Raw genomic sequence first — 18219 nt, 5'->3', positions numbered from 1 at the left:
AAAGGCAGAGAAAGCCCAGCGCGAGCGGCTTTTCAGATCGGTTAAGGTTGAAATTCAACCTTACTACGCCATCTGCCGCCTTTGTGTCCGCTTTAACGCTGTAAAACAGCGTTAAAGGCAGAGAAAGCCCAGCGCGAGCGGCTTTTCAGATGCGTTAAGGTTGAATTTCAACCTTACTACGCCATCTGCCTCTTTTGTGTCCACTTTAACGCTGTGAAACAGCGTTAAAGGCAGAGAAAGCCCAGCGCGAGCGCCTTTTCAGATGCGTTAAGGTTGAATTTCAACCTTAATGCGCCATCTGCCGTCTTTGTGTCCGCTTTAACGCTGTGAAACAGCGTTAAAGGCAGAGAAAGCCCAGCGCGAGCGCCTTTTCAGATGCGTTAAGGTTGAATTTCAACCTTACAGCTGCCTCAAAATCAATCTGAGCTTCTTACGAACTGTATGAAGCTTATTTGCGTGAAAATAGCTTCTTTGGTGAAATAACGAGCTGCATTAACGTTATAGAGTAGTATTGAGGCGGAAAGCTGCATTTTCACATGAATTAACGCAGATGGAGTTCGTTATCTTTTCTAAACAGCCCAATTTTGATTAAATAAGTGTTGTTGAGTTCGTAACGGAACTTCTGGGCTCAAGAACGAACAATAAGCACTCCTGCCTTGCTTTTGACGCCAAACCAACAGCCACTCAATCAAATAAGCACCTTCTTCGGTTGCCTTATACTCCAATCGAACCGATTGGTTCCCTTATCGCAAGCTTGGCGGGTATCCATTCATGCTCAGCACGAAAACATGGGGTAAGTTTCATTATGGGTAAGCTTCACTTCCCCCTAACAAAACAAAAGACCCCAACCGCCACACACATGTGGCGATTAAGGTCCTATCAAAATTTAAACTATAACATCATAAATTAATTGAACCGGCGCCGGTTCACCGCTCTCGATGCGGTAAGCATGCTGAATCATCGTTACAACTTCCTGCACCTCTTGACGATTCGCATGAAGGGTACAGAGGGATTCGCCGACTTTTACCGCATCCCCGATTTTTTTGTTCAATGTAAGTCCTACTGCGTAATCAATTTGGTCTTCTTTCTTTGCGCGACCCGCTCCCAGCAGCATAGCGGCAATGCCGATATGCTCCGCATCAATCTGATTCACAAAGCCATCTTGCTCCGCCAGCACTTCAAAATGATACGCAGCCGTCGGCAGCAGCTCAGGCTGATCGACCACGTTAGGATCGCCGCCTTGGCTCGCTACGAAGCGTTTGAAGGTGTCAATCGCTTTCCCCTGCAAAACGATGTCTCGAACCGCTTCCTGCGCTTCTTCGAAGCTGCCAAACACTTTACCCAGCACAGCCATATAGGCAGCAACGGATATAGCGACCTCCGTAAGATCCTTATCTCCGGTGCCGCGCAGAACCTCAATGGATTCGCGAATTTCGTTGGCGTTCCCAATTTCGCGTCCAAGCGGCTGCTCCATATCCGTAATCATCGCAATCGTATACCGATTTAGCTTCTTCCCGATGTCCACCATCGTACGGGCGAGTACACGCGCATCCTCCACCGTTTTCATGAAAGCGCCGGATCCGATTTTCACATCGAGAACGATCGCATCGGCCCCAGAGGCAATTTTCTTGCTCATGATCGAGCTTGCAATGAGCGGAATCGAATCGACAGTTGCTGTCACGTCACGGAGCGCATACATTTTCTTATCCGCTGGAGCAAGGTTTCCGCTCTGGCCAACAATCGCAATTTTATTCGTGTTCACCGCCTCAATAAAGGCATCTTTTGTCAATTCGATCTGGAATCCAGGAATCGATTCCAGCTTATCAACCGTGCCGCCCGTATGTCCCAAGCCTCTGCCCGACATTTTGGCAACCGGAACGCCTAGGAAAGCTACGATTGGACCAACAATCAAGCTGATTTTATCGCCAACTCCACCGGTTGAGTGTTTATCGACTTTAATCCCTGCGATTTCAGATAAATCAATCATTTCGCCCGATCCTGCCATCGCCATCGTTAGCGCTGAAATCTCTTCGCTCGACATTCCATTGAAGTAGATCGCCATCAATAAGGCGGACATTTGATAATCCGGAATATCGCCACTCGTGTACCCACTCACAATAAATCCAATTTCTTGGTCACTAAGCCCATCACCAGAACGCTTTTTATGTATTAAATCGACCATTCTCATGCTATCGTCTCCTCCGTGTTTTCCTAAACTCAAAATCGAAAAAAGGGAGCTGTTAGGCCCCCTTTTGTCTTGCTGTCTTCTTATTGTACAACAAGTTTAGATTTCATTTTAGCATGTCCTTCACCGCAAGGAAGCACACAATCAATTTCATACGTACCCGGTTTGTCGAAAGTGATTTCTTTGGACGGGTTCTCTTTATCCAACTTGATACCCAACCCTTGGATTTCGATGGCATGAACGCCTTCTTTTAAGGATAAGGAAACTTTCGTTGGCTCGCCGCTTTTTACTGTGAAATCAGCTTGGTCGAACTGCCAGTTGGAAGCCACAATTTTAAGTTGCTGAATTTTGCTAGAGGCAGCATCCGCTTCCTTCGCCTCCTGGCGATTAGAAATATCTTGAAAGAGGACTCCCAGCCCCAATGCGCCCGCAAGTATAAATAGTACAAAGAAAATCCACTTTTGCATGCATATCCCCCTCATCATGTGTTCACTTATCTATTCTACCTAACAACTCAAGACATTCACATACATAATCAGTGGCAAATCATTGAATATTTTGTGACGGAATTGTGAATGGACCTTTCGTAAAAACATCCCCCTGCAAGGGGGATGTTACTCTTACTATTACCCATCTGCCGGGAAATTACACGCCGCTTAATCTTTCCCGGATTTGGAAACCGCCGCTTGAGACCGTTTGCTTATCCCTGCGCAGCACTTGGAAACTCTGATCTTTGTCCTTAAGTTCCCGGATATCACGCGTAATTCGAGATGTGCAGTCCGAGCACATCTTCTGTTGACGGATCGGTTTGGAGCACGATGCACAAGGATAGTTCAAATTCGGATAGTCGCTCAGATGCAGCTTGCCCTCTTTGATCCATACGTACACTTGCTCAGGGTTAACACCAGTTGCAGCATAGACCTGTGCATTGGTTGCACGATAATTTCTCCGCAAGAATTCCAAGCAACTTGTTAGAATAGTATCCATGCTATAACTGCAGTCGGAACATTGATTGCGCAAATTTTTCTGAAACACTTTTCCGCAGCGCGGACAGTTAGCTACCGATAATTGTGGGATAGCCATGCTCCACCACATCCTTGTTATGGAATAGGTATCCTTAGCTAGGATGCCTTCGAATATAGTTCTAATTGACTATATTCTAGCATGACTCCCCGGCAATTCATAGGTCTCCAGATGCTAAATCTCATTAAAAATTGATAAACAATCAAACCATCTTATCCTAGTTTAACTTCCCGGACAAATGCCTTGACCAAAGCGATGAACTTCGGCTTCGTGCGATTTGCCACAGCAACCACCTGTTCATGCGTCAGAGGCTCTAGTTCTTCGCCTACCGCCATGTCGGTAATGCAAGAGATGCCTAATACTTTGAGCCCTGAATGGCGCGCAGCAATGACCTCAGCTACGGTAGACATGCCAATAGCATCTCCGCCGACTCGAGCCAGCATCGTCAGTTCTGCCGGCGTGCAATAAGTAGGACCTGTAATTCCCGCATATACGCCTTCTTGCAGTTTAAGCGGTGCGCCGTCATCGCCTACTACGCTCTTAGCGAGCTCGAGTGCAAGCTTGCGATATTCACGGTTATAAGCTTCCGACATATCAGGGAAACGAACGCCCAGCTCTTGATGGTTAGGACCAATCAACGGATTGTCGCCAGTCATATTCAAATGATCGCTGATGACCATCAAATCTCCCGCTTGGAACGAGCGATTCATCCCGCCAGCGGCGTTCGTCATGACGACCGTCTGGACACCGATGGCTTTCATCACATAGACAGGGAATACAACCTTTTTCATATCGTAGCCTTCATAATAATGAAAACGCCCCTGCATCACGATCACTTGTTTCCCTTCCAAGGTCCCCGCTACAAAGCGGCCTTCATGACCTTCCACCGTGGAAACAGGGAAATGAGGAACCTCACTGTAATCGATCGCAACTGGATTTTCAACCTGATTAGCCATATCGCCTAGACCTGACCCAAGGACGAGTCCGATGACGGGTTGCACGGTACCTAGCTTCTTTTGAATAAAACTTGCTGCTTCTTTGATTTTCTCTATGTACGTTAATTCCATGATGATCTCCTCTTCTGATTAAAGTGCCTCAATGATACCGAGGACTAATTTCAAAAACTTAGGTTTAACTTTTTCCGTAGTTTCCATCACTTCTGCATGGGAAAGCGGTTGGTCCAAAATACCGGAAGCCATGTTGGAAATACATGAGAAGCCTAACACTTCGATACCTGCGTGACGAGCTACGATAACTTCGGGAACTGTAGACATCCCTACTGAATCTCCGCCTAGTGTGCGGAACATACGAATTTCTGCCGGAGTTTCATAGTTAGGTCCAAGCAGGCCCACGTACACGCCTTCTTGCAGTTTGAAATCTTGGGAAGCCGCGACATCATGCGCCAGTTTGCGCAGACGTTTGCTGTAAGCCTCGGACATATCGGGGAAGCGCACGCCAAGCGCATTGTCATTAGGACCGATAAGCGGGTTGCGGTACGTCAAATTCAAGTGATCACTAATGACCATCAGATCGCCAACTTGATAGGATTCATTAATTCCGCCAGCGGCATTCGTGACGATCAATGTTTCAACGCCGAGCTCTTTCATCACTCTGACAGGGAAAGAAACGGTTTCTGCGCCATAGCCTTCATAGGCATGGAAACGGCCCTTCATGATCAGGACGGACTTCCCTTGAATCGTACCAACAACTAATTCGCCGGCATGACCTTCTACCGTGGAAACAGGAAAATGAGGAATTCGGGAATAATCCACCACGATGGGTTGTTCGATCAAATCAGCAAGGACGCCAAGTCCTGAACCAAGGATAAGGCCAATTTGAGGTTTGATATTCGTTTCTTTGCTAATAAAGGCTGCTGCCTCTTGGATCTTCTGAATCATCGTATTATCGGACATAGGTTAATTCCTCCTGAAAATTAGTCAATTACGGTTTATTTTAAAAGAGATAAGAAACTTTCGCCTTGATCGGTCGCCTTTACGCCGAAATTATCGGCTATTGTCGCGCCCAAATCAGCAAATGTCCCACGAATCCCAAGGGAAGCCGGCGACTCGAAGCTCGGGCTGTACAGCAAAATAGGAACGTATTCGCGTGTATGGTCTGTTCCGGCATGAATGGGATCATTCCCATGATCTGCGGTCAAAATCAACAGATCCTTGGGACCTAATCCTGCTTTGAGCTGCGGCACGAAGCTGTCAAACTCCTCCAGCGCGCGGCCGTATCCTTCCGGGTCACGACGGTGACCGTACAGGGAATCAAAATCCACCAGATTCGTGAACGCTAGCCCTTTGAACGAAGTTCCCAAAACTTCAATGGTCTTGTTAATCCCATCCAGGTTGCTCTTGGTAGAGCTCGTTTGCGTAACGCCTTCCCCATCAAAAATATCATTGATTTTGCCAATTGCAATCACATCTAGACCCGCATCCTTCAGGTGGTTCATCACCGTTGGCGCAGGAGGCTTAACCGCATAATCATGCCGATTCGGCGTACGCTTAAATGCGCCTGGCTCGCCTAAGTAAGGTCTCGCGATAACTCTGCCAACCGCAAATTCATCCTGCATCGTTAATCTTCTCGCAATTTCACAGGCTCGGTAGAGCTCATCCAATGGGATGATTTCTTCGTGCGCCGCTAACTGAAAGACACTGTCCGCAGAGGTGTAAACAATCCAGGCCCCCGTTTTCATCTGTTTCTCGCCAAGCTCATCAAGAATTTCCGTACCCGATGCTGGCTTATTGCCGATGACTTTACGACCTGTCTCCTGCTCGAATTGATCAATCAGAGCTGCCGGAAATCCGTCTGGATATACATTAAATGGTGTTGAAATACGCAAGCCCATCAATTCCCAATGACCTGTCATGGTATCCTTGCCAACGGAGACTTCCGCCATCTTGCCATAATAGCTTTCCGGCGCATCCGCTGCTGGAATGCCTTTGATATCTGCAATACTTCCTAGGCCCATCCGCTGTAAGTTAGGAAGGGCAAATCCACTTACGCTTTCTGCGATATGTCCAAGTGTGTGGGCCCCGCTGTCGCCAAACTGTTTGGCATCCGGTAGTTCGCCGATGCCTACACTATCCAATACGATTAAACTGATTCGTTCAAAGCGCACGTTAGTCCCTCCAAATCAATTCCTAATGTTATCCACCCTTAATTATCTCACTTCTGCTCCTTGAATGCAAAACAGCAGCTTCTCCTTACGGAAACCGCCGCTGCTTAGCTTTACATATTCGCTCGGGGATGTGCCGAGTTATAAACATCCTTCATCTTGAGCTTGGCAACTTGCACATACATTTGGGTTGATGAAATATCAGAATGACCGAGCATCTCTTGCACAGATCTCAGATCTGCCCCATTCTCGATCAAATGAGCCGCAAAAGAATGTCTCAACGCATGAGGCGAGATATCGCTTGCAATATCCATCTCTTTGGCATACCGCTTGAGAATTTTCCAAAAGCCCTGTCTTGTCATTCTTGTTCCCAAATGCCCAATAAACAGCGCTTCTTCCTCTGTTGTTTTTTTCAGCATCTTGATCCGATCTTTATGAATATATGTGGTTAAGCATCGAGTCGCAATCGAACTAAGCGGGATATTACGCTCCTTCTCCGCTTTACCAATACATCGAATAAAACCCATCTGCAGATTCACATCGGATACATTCAAAGAGATCAATTCCGTAACCCGTATGCCCGTTGCGTACAACAGCTCCAGCATCGCTTTATCCCTTGCCCCGCTAACCATTTCTGCCTGCGGCGCAGCCAACAGCTTTTCCACCTCTTGAATGGAAAGAATCTTAGGCAGCTTCTTCTCTAACTTAGGGGCTTCGACATAAATAGATGGGTCCGAATCAATCACTCGTTCTTTGACAAGAAACTGAAACAAAGCTCGTATGGAAACCAGGTTTCGTGACAAAGTTGCCGATGCGCGACCTAATAATTTCATCTGTGAAAGGTAGCCGGTGATATGCATTTTGTTGGTATCTTTCCATGTTGTGATCTCTTGCCGCTGTAAGTAGTCAACAAATTGCTGCAGGTCTCTCTCGTAAGATTCGAGGGTATTGCGCGCTAGCCCCCGCTCTACAGATAGAAATCGGATGAAGGATTGCAGATCATTCTTTATCATGCCGGTGTTCTCCTTCGTGTGATGCCTTATCTTCTTCATGATAGCATTCAACGATCTATTAGAGAACTCCTCTATTATTCACCATACCAATAAAATAAACGCAATCTTTGACTCATCGACCCTTTGTCCGATAATAAAACATGCTCTTGCTGATCAAAAACTTTCACAGACTTGCCTGTAGGAGTTCGATATTTGTTTACAGGCTGAATCCAGCCGGACAGCACGAACATCACTTGATATAAAATCACCGTCAACGCCATGAACAGCAGCATATAGCGCAAGCGAACAAGTAATTTCCGATATGAAAATATCATAGCCTGCCCTCATTTCTTTGGCTTTCCTAAGGACAGGATATGAATCTAGCTGGTTGTTTATGACAACTCGGCCAACTTGGCATAAGGCTTCCCTAACGCTTCAGCGACAGCTGGATGCGTGATGCTTCCCATGTAGGTATTCACTCCGAGCTGCAGCGGATAGTTATCCGTAATTGCCTGTGTGAAGCCTTTATTGGCAAGCTCCAGCGCATAGGGAAGCGTGACATTCGTCAGCGCCAGCGTCGATGTCCGCGGGACAGCACCAGGCATATTGGCAACCGCATAATGAAGAACGCCGTGCTTTTCATAGGTTGGATCATTGTGCGTAGTGACCCGATCAATCGTTTCTATCGAGCCGCCTTGATCTACCGCGACATCCACAATGACAGCGCCAGGCTTCATGCTCTGCACCATCGCTTCCGTCACTAGGCGTGGGGCTCTCGCTCCAGGAATGAGCACAGCGCCAATTAAGAGATCCGCTTTCTGAACGGCGCTCGCAATATTATAAGGATTCGACATCAGCGTATTCAGTCGACCTCCAAATATATCATCAAGCGCTCTCATGCGATCCGCGCTGCGTTCGATAATAACGACACTCGCTCCAAGGCCAAGCGCCATCTTAGCGGCATTCGTTCCGACGATGCCTCCGCCTAGAATAACGACGTTGCCAGGCGGTACGCCTGGGACACCGCCAAGCAAAATGCCGCGCCCCCCATAAAATTGTTCCAAAAAGTGAGCGCCTATTTGTACAGACATCCGACCGGCGACTTCACTCATCGGTGTGAGCAGCGGAAGTGAACCATTGGGAAGCTGAATCGTTTCATAAGCGATGCCCGTCACTTTCTTTTGCAATAAGTGATCCGCCAAATCTCCGGCAGCCGCAAGATGCAAATACGTGAACAGCAACTGCCCTTCCCTGAAATAGCCATACTCCGCGGGGAGAGGTTCTTTGACTTTCATGATCATATCTCCGCGAGCCCATATTTCCGCAGCTTCCGGGATCAGGATCGCCCCTTCTTTGACATAGTCCTCATCCAAGAAACCGCTGCCCAAGCCTGCTCCGCTCTCTACCAACACTTGATGGCCTGCGCCCAGCAGCATGCTTGCTCCTCCGGGCGTTAACGCCACACGGTTTTCATTATTTTTAATTTCTTTGGGAACACCGATAACAATCGGCTGTTTGGTCATAACGACTACCTTCTTCCTCTAGGTCATTAGTCATAATGTGCCCCTGCTTACAGTCCAATTATGTGAACGGAGAACGATCTGCTCTTTGTAGTCATTATATGAAGCAAATGAAAAAATGCCTGTATGCACAGGATGTGCTTACAGGCATTTTCCTTTTATGAACAGCTCTATTCCGTAACTGTTGTTTTGGATTTGTCCAATGAGTCCGGTTTCCCTCGTTCGTTGCAGCGATAGCAGATACCTTGAAAATCAAGTCGATGATCCAGTACTTGAAAATTGAAATCACGGTCTAACCTTTCTTCCAAAGGTCCGAGCCAGTCTTCCATAATTTCATCAACGGATCCGCATTGTACGCAAATTAAATGATGGTGATGGTGACGTGTACTATCATCACGCAAATCGTAACGCGCTACACCGTCGCCAAAATTCATTTTCTCCAAAACATGCAGTTCGCTCAGCAGCTCCAAAGTTCGGTATACCGTTGCCAGTCCAATCTCCGGAGCTTTATCCTTTACGAGCATAAACACGTCTTCCGCGCTTAAATGATCTTGTTCATTTTCTAAAAGCACGCGCACTGTCGCTTCCCGTTGAGGGGTAAGCTTGTACCCTTGGGATTGCAATTGCTGCTTTATTTTCTCGATCCTTGCTTCCATATGCCTCCCCCTCAGAAAGGTGGGCATCCAAGCCCAATTTTAGCCACTCTTTTTATTATAGGGGGAGCTTGCTGACAAAGTCAAACATAAACATACATAAACCCATTACCCATAGAGGCCAACGAGCATCGGCGTTACCCATTTCATCATCATTTGGGAGACATATCCTTCCCATAGGGCTGCCCCCAGAAGAAAGGCTCCCATCGTAAGCGTTAGTGTTGTATATCGCATGAAAGGTTGATACATGCTGCCATTTCGGCTCATAAACCGATTCTTAATCATATAAATTGAGAAGGCCATGGCCGCTACACTGCAAAAGAGGATAGCCGGAATGACAATCAAATTCTGCGGAGCGACAGAAACAAGAGCAAACAATAAGCCTTTCCAGGACATTTGTCCAACTAAATAGCCCACTGTGAAGCCGATCAGCACGCCTTTGAGAAAATCAAGCACGAGAATTAAAGGCAATCCGATAACTGACAAACCGAATAGCCAAATCAATAAAATCCATTTCATATGCATGCCGAAAGCTTGAACGAACGATTGCTTGCTGTCAAACTCAGCTCCATCATTGACTTCATGGAAAAAACTGCCCAAATGCCTGGTCATTTCCTGCTTTTGTTCCAACGAAAGAGCGTTCACCATGACAGCGCCAAACACGACACCGATGATGAAAAGTACGGAGACGAATATAAAAAGCGGCAAATTATCCTTCATATATTGTTTCATCGTTAGGTTTTTATTCACCCTCGCTGCTCCTTCCTTGTACAACCTGTACAAAGACAAGCTTATGAGCGAGCGCGCAAAACTATGAACGATTTTTCACTTTCCCGTATCTGCCCCCTCCGCCAACCTCTAGCTGCAAAGTGCCTTCTCGGGCTTGAACTAAATAAGAAGCAATGTCTTCACCGATCTCACTTGCCAGATCTTCTCTGGCGGTACGATGCAGGACATTCATCTCGGTCCCGAAGCGTCTGAGCAGTTGATCCAGCTTTTTGGGTCCAAGTCCAGGGATGAATTGGAGCGGGATTTGAAAATGATACGGCGGGCGATAGGGCGGCACATAGGCTGTATCCCGATCAGCCAAAGCCATAATCCGATCCATGACGCCTCTGATGATCTTAGGGCTGCCGCAATCTGCACAGCGCAGGACGGTCCCTTCACTTTCATCCAAGATAGCTTCACACACACTGCAGTAAGTTCTATGATATTTGCCCAAACGTGGATTAAGTCCATAATTAGCCGTTATCCCACGTCCTTCTTGCCTGTGCAAGGCTTTAACCAGCTCTTCAAAAGTTGGCGCTGCCAAGCGCATTTGGTTGTATTCACGACCGATCTTAGCCAACGAATGCGCATCGGAGTTCGTCACAAACGTAAAGCGGTCCAACTCCGAAATCATTCCCGCCATGTCCGAATCAGAGCTTAATCCCAATTCGACAGCCGATATCTGGTCTAAGTCCAGCAAATCCTCCATTCGCTGCGCAGCGCTGCCATACACGCTTTTGTGCGGCGTGAAAATATGCGCAGGAATCAAGATGCCCCCTCTTCCAACGATCTCATCTTGCAGCGCACGCGCTGGAACATAGATGCGCTGCGAGCTAAGCTCGACATTTTTCATATGCCCCTTCATCCACTTGGTAAATTCTTGCATCACAGCAAGATTAGGCATATAGGCAAGCAAATGCGCAGCGCCCCTTCCAGGATCCCGCACTTCAATCTCGCTGCCAAGCATGATCGTCGTATCCTGATAACGGATACCTCCGCCAGCCAACTCTTCCATTTCTCCCCGATCCAAATACGTCATGATATCTTCCTGCACAGAAGGCGAATGGCAATCGATGATTCCTATCACTTCCATGCCTTTTCTGACGGCAGCTTCATGCGCAATATTGAAAAAGGTCAAATCATTAGCCGCACTAATTTTTACGGCTTGCCCTTTCTCCGATCGACCGATATGAATATGGAGGTCAACGTAATAAGAATTCATTGCATTCGTCCTGTTAAGCGGTACAACTGCCAGGCATAAACGGCCATGATCGTTTTGGCGTCACTGATCCGTCCTTCACGTATATACTGCTGGGCTTGTTCCAAGGTGATCGCCTCGCATTCCAGGAACTCATCTTCGTCCGGATTGGCCTCACCTTTCACCAAATCTTCAGCCACATACAGATGGATGATCTCATCGGCAAAGCCAGGAGATGTGTAGAAGGAGCTCACAAGCTTGATATTGTCAGTTCGATAGCCCGTTTCTTCCACTAATTCTCTTAAAGCGGCTTTCAACGGCTCTTCGCCTGCATCCAGCTTGCCTGCTGGAATTTCAACCTGGCTTTTCTCCAGCGGTTTTCGGTATTGTTCGACCACGATCATTTTATCGTCAAGCAGCGGAATGACTGCTACAGCGCCTGGATGCTTAACAATTTCACGCGTGGCTAATTCTCCGTTGGGCAGACGCACATGGTCTACTTGCAGAGAAATAATTTTACCTTTAAAAATTTGTTCGGACTTTACGGTTATTTCTTCGAACTTTTTGTGTAATGACATCGTAACACCTCTTCGGATTAGTTGGTCTAACTTGTCCCACTTACGCATATCGTTCATTATATCAAAATTTTACCTGAAAAGAGGAAAATGGATATGAAGAGCTATGTTACCGATCGCCAAATCAGGCTTGTAGGAAAAGTATGGGAAGTCAAACGTCAATTGCAGTTAATGCTGCAGCAAGGTGGAAATAATATTACTGTTGTCGATTATGTATCTGACCTGCGTACTCCGCAGCTGAACAAATCGCTTGGAAATACGCTGGGTCCTGTCGTAATCCCCTTCCCATCGAGGTAATCTCCACGGGATAGCGGGCTAGTGCTTCTGTCATTTCTTCCAGCGAAATAGACGGCATATATGCAAGTATATGTCCTTGCAGACGATGAACTTGCTTTTGCAGATAAGCTTGCTGCTCCTCAGCCAAGCTCGGCAGTGGAACATGCGCAGGGCAGACAGCGGCCAACTCAAGCGCAGTCAGCGTATGGTGGCTGATACCGCGGTGCCGCTCACGCAGGTCTGCGAAGGATAGACGCGGGATGACAATTGGTGTCCCGCGGAGAACATGAACGGCGTTCACTAATTCACCAATTTCTAGACCTGAATAACCGTAGCGGGTCCCCGTTCCTACCATACCCGGTCCCATGGTGACCACGCACAAATCCGCTTTCACAACATGCTTGGCAGCCAGCAATGCGCTGAATTTATTAACCGCTTCAATACTTCCTCCGTAAGCTTGACCATAGGTGATCGCCCCCCCGATCCACCCTAAAGCTTCCAGATGAGCCACATGTTGGCTCCAACGCAGCGGAAGAGCTCCGCCATCGGTCATAATATACGCGACCTTCAACGGGCCTCCAGAGCCTCTCCTACGCTGTCTATCCTGCAACCAGCACATGACCACCGGCAGCATGCTATGCAATTCTCCCAGCAAAACTAGCATTCCATCCAAATGAACATCCTTATTAAAAAGAGTATGGTAGGCACTAACCGGCTCTTCGACAGCCATTACGCTCCGCTGCATCGGGGTGTATTTGAGTTTCATAATATGCCCGTCAGAACTCTGTTCTAGTGGTTCTTCATCCACCCCGTGCTTGTGAACAACGATATGAAAGCCCCCTGAACTGAGCCCCAGATTGAACGCAGTTACATTCAGTCCCACCCAATCTCCCACAACTAGCAGAAAACCTGTGTCCGTATAATGTACCGCCTGCGCTAGATCTCCGCTTCGCATCCGAACGGAAACCATTTGGAGTCCTTCTCTGACGGCATCAATTCGTTCAACCCTGCCGCTATCTTTGATCATCATCCTGGCGTTCCTCCGAGCATGTATTTCTTGAAGCATATGAGGCAGCCCGCTTCCTTAGAAATAAAAAAAAGACCCGCCGCCCTATTTAGGCAAACGGATCGTTGGAAGACCCTTCAATAAGTTAAACGTTCGCAGCTTCTTTCACAAGAGCTACAACCAATTCGGCCGTTTTAACCAAATCGCTAATCGCAATATGTTCTTTGACCGTATGAATTTCTAGGTATCCTACGGCCAAGTTAACCGTCGGAATCCCCATGCCATTAAAGATGTTGGCGTCGCTGCCGCCGCCGGAATGGAATGTCTTAGCCGTCAAACCAAGCGTTGCAAGCGCTCTGCTAGTCAACTGTACGATAGGCGCTGAATCATCATGCATATAGGAAGCATAAACGATCTCCGCATTAAACTCGCAAGTTGTCCCTGCATCTGCAGCAGCGGATTCACAAGCTTGTTTCATCGCGGCAATCTGTGCTTCCAGCTTGTGCTGAACAATACTGCGAGCTTCCGCTTCCATCTTCACCTTATCGCAGACCACGTTCAGCGGACCTACGCCAGAGAAGCTGCCAATGTTCGCTGTTGTTTCATTGTCGATTCTCCCTAATGACATGCGGGAAACCGCTTTGCTAGCGACTTGGATCGCGCTGATGCCATCTTCTGGATTAACACCGGCATGAGCCGATTTGCCATGGAAAATAATTTCAATTTCGGCGCGCCCTGGAGCCGCCGTCGCAATATCCCCGATGCTGCCATTGGAATCAAGCGCAAAGCCGAATTCCGCCTCCATCATACTGCGATCCATGGCGCGAGCGCCTTTCAGACCGCTTTCTTCCCCAGCGGTAATAACGAATTGAATGCGGCCATGCGGAATATTCTGTTCTTTCAGCACTTGAATGCCTTCCATCATCGCGGCAATCCCCGCTTTGTCATCGCTGCCCAGAATTGTGGTGCCATCGCTGCGGATGTACCCGTCTTCCCCGATTTGCGGTTTAATGCCTTTGCCAGGTGCTACCGTATCCATGTGGGACGTAAAGAATATCGTCGGAATCGCAGCGTTGCTGTCGGTAGCTTCCAGGGTGCAGATCAAATTCCCTGACCCATGACCGCTTTTGGCCTTGGAATCATCTTCTACCACATGCAGGCCTAGTTGAATGAACTTTTCTTTGAGCACAACACAAATGTCTTGCTCGAAGCCAGTCTCGCTATCGACTTTCACAAGTGAAATAAATTGTTCCACTAATCGGTTCTGTTGAATCATGTACTTTCCTCCGATACTTACTTTGAGTTACAATAAAACAGGACAAGCTTTACGAAAAAGGAGTGAATACCATTGTTACAGAATAAACGTTGGTTCAAAGTTGTGATCTATATTATGCTGATCGTCATGCTCTTATCCAGCCTATTGTTTACTGCCGGATTATTTTTTACTTCCTAACCGTTAATAAATCTTCGTATCCGCATTATAGCTTTCCAAGTTTTCCTTGACTCTTTGCAGGAACCGTCCACAGATGACACCATCCAGAATCCGGTGATCGAGCGATAAACACAGGTTCACCATTGAACGAACAGCAATCATATCTTGAATAACGACAGGCTTCTTCACAATCGATTCGAAGGTCACAATGGCTGCTTGCGGGTAGTTGATGATCGGATAAGACAGAATCGACCCAAAGGAGCCTGTATTATTTACCGTAAATGTTCCGCCCACCATATCATTCAGCGATAATTTCCCCGCTCGTGTTTTCTTCGTTAATTCATCAATCTCTCTGGCTAATCCGGCGATATTTTTTTGATCCGCTTTTTTGATGACTGGCGTCATCACGGAATCTTCTGTCCCTACGGACAGCGAAATATTAATATCACGTTTGACGATAATTTTATCGACAGCCCATACCGAGTTAATAATTGGATAATCCTTAATGGCATTGACAACGGCTTTGAGCATAAATGCCAAATACGTTAAATTAATGCCCTCGCGGCGCATAAATTCGTCTTTCACTTTGTTCCGCAGCACTACGAGATTGGTCACATCGACTTCAATCATCGTCCACGCATGCGGAATTTCTGTGACGCTTTGCTTCATTCGTGAGGCGATGGCATTCCGAATAGGCGTAACATCGATGAAATGCTCATTACGCGAGTCAAGCGAATGGCCTTCCGCCTCGATCAGCGGCGTCTGTGGATTCGCTGACAGATGAATGCCGGAGCTGCGAACCGGCTGATTAGCTGCCTGCGCTTCAGGTTGAACGGAAGCAGGCGTACTTACAGCAGTCGGCTGCTGCACTGCCGGCGTATGTGCCGGGGCAGGGACTGCATTCGTCGTCGCACCGCCGGAGGCGACGAATTGCTCGACGTCCTTGCGGGTAATACGTCCCCCAAGTCCAGTTCCTGCAACGCGCGCCAAATCAACGTTGTTGTCTTGCGCGATCCGATGAACGGCTGGCGAGAAGCGCCCTCGCATGCTTTGATCGGTCTCTTCAGCAAGAGCAGCCGCTCCGTGGCTAGGCGCGCTAGGCGCTGGAGCCGATGCTGCTGAGCCGGATACGGTCTCTTCAATCAAACAAATCGCTTCGCCCACTGCCGCTGTTTCGCCGTCACCGACGATGATTTTCACCAGCTTGCCTTCGATGGGAGAAGGCATTTCGGTATTGACTTTCTCCGTGAAAAGCTCACAAATCACGTCATATTGTTCAATATAATCGCCAGGCTGCTTAAGCCATTTGCCGATTGTAGCCGAGACGAGGCTTTCCGCCAAATGCGGAACAGTTACCTCGGTAAGCCGGCTGTTGGTTTGCGTCATAATAGTACCTCCTAAGGTTCAGGAACTGATCCATTCTCATATCTATAGCAGCAAGAAAAGAAATGTATTAGAACATGGCAAGCTGACGCATAGCATCCTTCAGCTTATCTGCATTAAGCAGGAAGAACTTCTCCATCGGCGGATTGCTGCCTACAGCAGGAACGTCCGGTCCACAGAGTCTGGCAATCGGTGCATCCAAGTCAAAGAACATCTCTTCAGCAATGATGGCTGATACTTCCGCGCCAACTCCGCCCGTTTTGTTATCTTCATGAGCAATAAGCACTTTACCTGTTTTCTTTGCGGCTTCCAGGATAGCCTCTTTGTCCAGCGGCTGCAAAGTCCGAAGATCAAGCACATGGGCCGAAATCCCTTCCTTGGCGAGCTCTTCGGCTGCGAGCAGGGCGTAGTTCACGACCATCCCGTACGCAATAACGGTAATGTCCGTCCCTTGGCGCTTCACGTCAGCCTTGCCGATCGGAACGATGTAATCGTCATCCGGCACGTCCGCTGAAAGCGCCAAATAGCACTTCTTGTGCTCGAAGTACAGCACAGGATCCGCATCGCGAATAGCCGCCTTCAGCAGCCCCTTGGCATCATAAGGATTCGAAGGCGCAACGATCTTGATACCTGGCGTGCCGAAGAAAACCGACTCTGGACACTGCGAGTGATAGAGAGCACCTGCACCAGTTGCTCCGTAAGGGGCGCGAATGACAATCGGGCACGTCCAGTCATTGTTCGAGCGATAGCGAATTTTGGCGGCTTCGCTCAGAATTTGATTCGTCGCCGGGAAGATGAAATCTGCGAACTGGATTTCGGCAATCGGCTTCATGCCATACATGGCTGCTCCGATAGCCACGCCAACAATAGCAGACTCCGCCAGCGGAGTGTCGAGTACACGTTCCTCACCGAACAGATCGCGCAGACCTTTGGTCGTGTTCAGAACGCCGCCTTTACCTACATCCTCGCCAAGAACGAATACATTGTCATCGCGCTGCATTTCCTCCTGCATAGCAGAGCGGATTGCTTCCAAATAAGTAATGACTGCCATAATTAGTTGCCATCTCCTTCTGCATAAACGTGGAGAAGCGTATCTTCCGGTTTGGGATACGGCGCAAGATCCGCATACTTCGTAGCCTCGTTGATTTCTTGTTTCTGAAGCTCCTGCAGTTCACGATCCTGCTCATCACTCCACAAGCCGCATTCCATCAAGTATTCCTTAAATTTCAAAATACCGTCTTTTTGCCTGTTTTGTTCAACTTCCTCTTTGGTCCGGTACAGCATGTCGTCATCCGATGTGGAATGCGGCATCAAGCGGTACGATACCATCTCGATCAGCGTAGGTCCTTCGCCGCGAACCGCTCGTTCTCTGGCTTCTTTGGTAACCCGATACATTTCAAGCACATCGCTGCCATCCACCTGCACCCCTGGGAAACCATAGCCTAGCGCACGATCAGAAATTTTGCCGGCCATTTGCTTATGCAGCGGAACCGAAATAGCATATTGATTATTTTCGCAAACGAAAATGACAGGCAGCTTGTGCACACCTGCAAAATTACAGCCTTCATGGAAATCCCCCTGATTGCTGGAGCCTTCCCCGAAAGAAACGAACGTTGCGAAATCTTGTTTTTTCATTTTTGCTGCCAGCGCGATACCCGCGGCGTGCGGCACTTGCGTCGTCACAGGGGAGGACCCCGTTACGATATGATTTTTCTTATCGCCGAAATGTCCGGCCATTTGACGGCCGCCGCTGTTCACATCTTCCGCTTTGCAGAAAACAGCCAGCATTAAATCTTTCACCGTCATACCTACGGCAAGAACGAAAGCATAATCACGATAGTAAGGCAGGAAATAGTCCTTCTGGGCTTGCATGGCAAAAGCCATCCCTACCTGTCCTGCATATTGTCCCATTCCAGAGACATGAAAAGGAATTTTGCCTGCACGCTGCAGCATAAAAGCTCGCTCATCATATTTCTGAGCAAGGTTCATCACTTTATACATACGAATGGCTTCATCGTCTGATAAATCTAATTGTTGATGCTTATAAAGTTGACTAACGGACATGGAGTTGGCCTCCTTAATAAATT

General features: G+C 47.9%; 20 protein-coding genes. 2 read left to right on the top strand and 18 right to left on the bottom strand.

Annotation, left to right across the window (positions count from 1 at the left end; genetic code table 11):
• Nucleotides 1–886: 886 nt before the first annotated feature.
• The 13 genes from IEY34_RS25690 to IEY34_RS25630 all read right to left on the bottom strand — a co-directional run bounded on the left by IEY34_RS25690 (nucleotide 887) and on the right by IEY34_RS25630 (nucleotide 12038).
• Nucleotides 887–2188 (bottom strand): pyrimidine-nucleoside phosphorylase, encoded by a 1302-nt coding sequence (locus IEY34_RS25690; RefSeq protein WP_189016959.1) that lies wholly within the window; start codon nucleotides 2186–2188, stop codon nucleotides 887–889.
• Between the two features lie 80 nt (nucleotides 2189–2268).
• The gene (locus tag IEY34_RS25685; protein ID WP_189016956.1) at nucleotides 2269–2652 is read right to left on the bottom strand and encodes a cupredoxin domain-containing protein; all 384 of its coding nucleotides are present in this window, start codon (nucleotides 2650–2652) and stop codon (nucleotides 2269–2271) included.
• A 178-nt stretch (nucleotides 2653–2830) separates the two neighbouring features.
• Entirely contained in the window at nucleotides 2831–3268 is a 438-nt protein-coding gene (locus tag IEY34_RS25680; protein WP_189016953.1) for a flagellar protein, read from the bottom strand.
• A 152-nt stretch (nucleotides 3269–3420) separates the two neighbouring features.
• Complete coding sequence (locus tag IEY34_RS25675; RefSeq protein ID WP_189016950.1) at nucleotides 3421–4275, bottom strand: purine-nucleoside phosphorylase; 855 nt, start codon at nucleotides 4273–4275, stop codon at nucleotides 3421–3423.
• Nucleotides 4276–4293: 18 nt separating this feature from the next.
• The gene (locus IEY34_RS25670; protein WP_189016948.1) at nucleotides 4294–5121 is read right to left on the bottom strand and encodes a purine-nucleoside phosphorylase; all 828 of its coding nucleotides are present in this window, start codon (nucleotides 5119–5121) and stop codon (nucleotides 4294–4296) included.
• Between the two features lie 35 nt (nucleotides 5122–5156).
• Nucleotides 5157–6332, bottom strand: a complete 1176-nt coding sequence (deoB, locus tag IEY34_RS25665; RefSeq protein WP_189016945.1) for a phosphopentomutase — start codon at nucleotides 6330–6332, stop codon at nucleotides 5157–5159.
• Nucleotides 6333–6442: 110 nt separating this feature from the next.
• Nucleotides 6443–7339: a site-specific tyrosine recombinase XerD gene (gene xerD / locus IEY34_RS25660; protein WP_373291338.1), complete on the bottom strand. Its 897-nt coding sequence runs from the start codon at nucleotides 7337–7339 to the stop codon at nucleotides 6443–6445.
• A 77-nt stretch (nucleotides 7340–7416) separates the two neighbouring features.
• Nucleotides 7417–7656: a DUF4227 family protein gene (locus tag IEY34_RS25655; protein WP_189016939.1), complete on the bottom strand. Its 240-nt coding sequence runs from the start codon at nucleotides 7654–7656 to the stop codon at nucleotides 7417–7419.
• Between the two features lie 57 nt (nucleotides 7657–7713).
• On the bottom strand, nucleotides 7714–8829 hold the full coding sequence (ald, locus tag IEY34_RS25650) for an alanine dehydrogenase (protein ID WP_189016978.1): 1116 nt from the start codon (nucleotides 8827–8829) through the stop codon (nucleotides 7714–7716).
• Nucleotides 8830–9011: 182 nt separating this feature from the next.
• Entirely contained in the window at nucleotides 9012–9497 is a 486-nt protein-coding gene (gene fur, locus IEY34_RS25645) for a ferric iron uptake transcriptional regulator (RefSeq protein WP_189016936.1), read from the bottom strand.
• A 105-nt stretch (nucleotides 9498–9602) separates the two neighbouring features.
• Nucleotides 9603–10244 (bottom strand): stage II sporulation protein M, encoded by a 642-nt coding sequence (gene spoIIM, locus IEY34_RS25640; protein WP_229757837.1) that lies wholly within the window; start codon nucleotides 10242–10244, stop codon nucleotides 9603–9605.
• A gap of 61 nt (nucleotides 10245–10305) precedes the next feature.
• Nucleotides 10306–11484 (bottom strand): endonuclease Q family protein, encoded by a 1179-nt coding sequence (locus IEY34_RS25635; RefSeq protein WP_189016933.1) that lies wholly within the window; start codon nucleotides 11482–11484, stop codon nucleotides 10306–10308.
• Nucleotides 11481–12038, bottom strand: coding sequence for an NUDIX domain-containing protein (locus tag IEY34_RS25630; protein ID WP_189016930.1), 558 nt, complete (start codon nucleotides 12036–12038; stop codon nucleotides 11481–11483). The genes IEY34_RS25635 and IEY34_RS25630 overlap by 4 nt, the downstream gene beginning before the upstream one ends.
• Nucleotides 12039–12125: 87 nt before the next feature.
• On the opposite strand from IEY34_RS25630, the gene mciZ reads away from it, so the two are divergent.
• Nucleotides 12126–12332 carry a Z-ring formation inhibitor MciZ gene (mciZ, locus tag IEY34_RS38240; RefSeq protein WP_505816940.1) on the top strand — a complete coding sequence of 69 codons (207 nt, stop codon included), beginning with the start codon at nucleotides 12126–12128 and terminating at the stop codon, nucleotides 12330–12332.
• On the opposite strand, the gene IEY34_RS25625 is transcribed toward mciZ, so the two are convergent.
• Entirely contained in the window at nucleotides 12232–13341 is a 1110-nt protein-coding gene (locus IEY34_RS25625) for a DUF3866 family protein (protein ID WP_189016927.1), read from the bottom strand. The two genes, mciZ and IEY34_RS25625, sit on opposite strands and share 101 nt — an antisense overlap.
• 121 nt (nucleotides 13342–13462) lie before the next feature.
• Nucleotides 13463–14593 carry a M20/M25/M40 family metallo-hydrolase gene (locus tag IEY34_RS25620; RefSeq protein WP_189016924.1) on the bottom strand — a complete coding sequence of 377 codons (1131 nt, stop codon included), beginning with the start codon at nucleotides 14591–14593 and terminating at the stop codon, nucleotides 13463–13465.
• Between the two features lie 72 nt (nucleotides 14594–14665).
• Between IEY34_RS25620 and prli42 the strand changes: the two genes are divergently transcribed.
• A complete protein-coding gene (gene prli42, locus IEY34_RS25615; RefSeq protein ID WP_189016921.1) occupies nucleotides 14666–14770 on the top strand; it encodes a stressosome-associated protein Prli42 in 105 nt (34 codons plus the stop codon).
• A gap of 3 nt (nucleotides 14771–14773) precedes the next feature.
• Here prli42 and IEY34_RS25610 read toward each other — a convergent pair whose 3' ends face one another.
• From IEY34_RS25610 to IEY34_RS25600, 3 genes are all read right to left on the bottom strand, one after another.
• On the bottom strand, nucleotides 14774–16135 hold the full coding sequence (locus IEY34_RS25610; RefSeq protein WP_189016907.1) for a dihydrolipoamide acetyltransferase family protein: 1362 nt from the start codon (nucleotides 16133–16135) through the stop codon (nucleotides 14774–14776).
• A 67-nt stretch (nucleotides 16136–16202) separates the two neighbouring features.
• Nucleotides 16203–17183 carry an alpha-ketoacid dehydrogenase subunit beta gene (locus tag IEY34_RS25605; RefSeq protein WP_189016904.1) on the bottom strand — a complete coding sequence of 327 codons (981 nt, stop codon included), beginning with the start codon at nucleotides 17181–17183 and terminating at the stop codon, nucleotides 16203–16205.
• 2 nt (nucleotides 17184–17185) lie between these two features.
• Nucleotides 17186–18196, bottom strand: a complete 1011-nt coding sequence (locus IEY34_RS25600; RefSeq protein WP_189016901.1) for a thiamine pyrophosphate-dependent dehydrogenase E1 component subunit alpha — start codon at nucleotides 18194–18196, stop codon at nucleotides 17186–17188.
• Nucleotides 18197–18219: the final 23 nt, after the last annotated feature.

The sequence above is a fragment of the Paenibacillus marchantiophytorum genome, assembly GCF_014640555.1.
GTDB lineage: Bacteria > Bacillota > Bacilli > Paenibacillales > NBRC-103111 > Paenibacillus_E > Paenibacillus_E marchantiophytorum.
This window is presented reverse-complemented; position numbering and strand designations above follow the sequence as displayed.

What these genes read in the sequence shown, in the direction of transcription:
- IEY34_RS25690 (WP_189016959.1), bottom strand. Translation starts at nt 2,188, where the DNA reads ATGAGAATGGTCGATTTAATACATAAAAAGCGTTCTGGTGATGGGCTT.
- IEY34_RS25685 (WP_189016956.1), bottom strand. Translation starts at nt 2,652, where the DNA reads ATGCAAAAGTGGATTTTCTTTGTACTATTTATACTTGCGGGCGCATTG.
- IEY34_RS25680 (WP_189016953.1), bottom strand. Translation starts at nt 3,268, where the DNA reads ATGGCTATCCCACAATTATCGGTAGCTAACTGTCCGCGCTGCGGAAAA.
- IEY34_RS25675 (WP_189016950.1), bottom strand. Translation starts at nt 4,275, where the DNA reads ATGGAATTAACGTACATAGAGAAAATCAAAGAAGCAGCAAGTTTTATT.
- IEY34_RS25670 (WP_189016948.1), bottom strand. Translation starts at nt 5,121, where the DNA reads ATGTCCGATAATACGATGATTCAGAAGATCCAAGAGGCAGCAGCCTTT.
- IEY34_RS25655 (WP_189016939.1), bottom strand. Translation starts at nt 7,656, where the DNA reads ATGATATTTTCATATCGGAAATTACTTGTTCGCTTGCGCTATATGCTG.
- fur (WP_189016936.1), bottom strand. Translation starts at nt 9,497, where the DNA reads ATGGAAGCAAGGATCGAGAAAATAAAGCAGCAATTGCAATCCCAAGGG.
- IEY34_RS25635 (WP_189016933.1), bottom strand. Translation starts at nt 11,484, where the DNA reads ATGAATTCTTATTACGTTGACCTCCATATTCATATCGGTCGATCGGAG.
- IEY34_RS25630 (WP_189016930.1), bottom strand. Translation starts at nt 12,038, where the DNA reads ATGTCATTACACAAAAAGTTCGAAGAAATAACCGTAAAGTCCGAACAA.
- mciZ (WP_505816940.1), top strand. Translation starts at nt 12,126, where the DNA reads ATGGATATGAAGAGCTATGTTACCGATCGCCAAATCAGGCTTGTAGGA.
- IEY34_RS25625 (WP_189016927.1), bottom strand. Translation starts at nt 13,341, where the DNA reads ATGATGATCAAAGATAGCGGCAGGGTTGAACGAATTGATGCCGTCAGA.
- IEY34_RS25620 (WP_189016924.1), bottom strand. Translation starts at nt 14,593, where the DNA reads ATGATTCAACAGAACCGATTAGTGGAACAATTTATTTCACTTGTGAAA.
- IEY34_RS25610 (WP_189016907.1), bottom strand. Translation starts at nt 16,135, where the DNA reads ATGACGCAAACCAACAGCCGGCTTACCGAGGTAACTGTTCCGCATTTG.
- IEY34_RS25605 (WP_189016904.1), bottom strand. Translation starts at nt 17,183, where the DNA reads ATGGCAGTCATTACTTATTTGGAAGCAATCCGCTCTGCTATGCAGGAG.
- IEY34_RS25600 (WP_189016901.1), bottom strand. Translation starts at nt 18,196, where the DNA reads ATGTCCGTTAGTCAACTTTATAAGCATCAACAATTAGATTTATCAGAC.